General features: G+C 29.0%; 1 protein-coding gene. It reads right to left on the reverse strand.

The features are described from left to right. The coding region (locus TEPIDINF_RS14765; RefSeq protein WP_421692402.1) for a helix-turn-helix domain-containing protein at positions 1 to 254 on the reverse strand (254 nt) is incomplete at its 3' end. Positions 255 to 552 lie beyond the last annotated feature (298 nt).

Here is a 552-nt window from a genome sequence, read left to right on the forward strand (position 1 = left end):
TTTTTAAGATCTAGATTCGCTTTCAAAGAGGATAATTTGGTCTCTAAATCATGATCAATATCCTTATATCTTGTTAAATATTCTTTTGGCACATTAAGTTTTTTTTCAATTGCGATTAATATCTCTTCTGAAGCACCATTTTTACCAACCTCAATATTGCTTAAGTGAGAGTAGGATATAACACCTGAAGCAAAGTCTTTCCTTTTAATCCCCAAAGATTCACGTAATTTTTTGATTCGATTACCAATATGCATAACGTTGCCTCCTTCCCTAAAGTCTAGGGTAATGAACGAATTATATTTTCTAATTCCATTTTAAAGGAAAATCAACAATGATAAAGAAATAAATGTTCTGAACAACTTGAATTTTTCTATTTTCTTATTATTAGACAATAATTATTCCTTCTCTCGATAATTTAAAAAGGGTCACTAGCGTTGCATAAATATAGTCGAAATTTTCAGTAAATATATTTTTGTGAATTATAGCCAAAAGGACAAAACCTAAAGAAAAGGTGATTCTGTCCATTTGGTAAATATATACATTTAGTGCAAG

Origin of the sequence: Tepidibacillus infernus (assembly GCF_048898065.1) — a bacterium.
GTDB classification, from domain to species: domain Bacteria; phylum Bacillota; class Bacilli; order Tepidibacillales; family Tepidibacillaceae; genus Tepidibacillus_B; species Tepidibacillus_B infernus.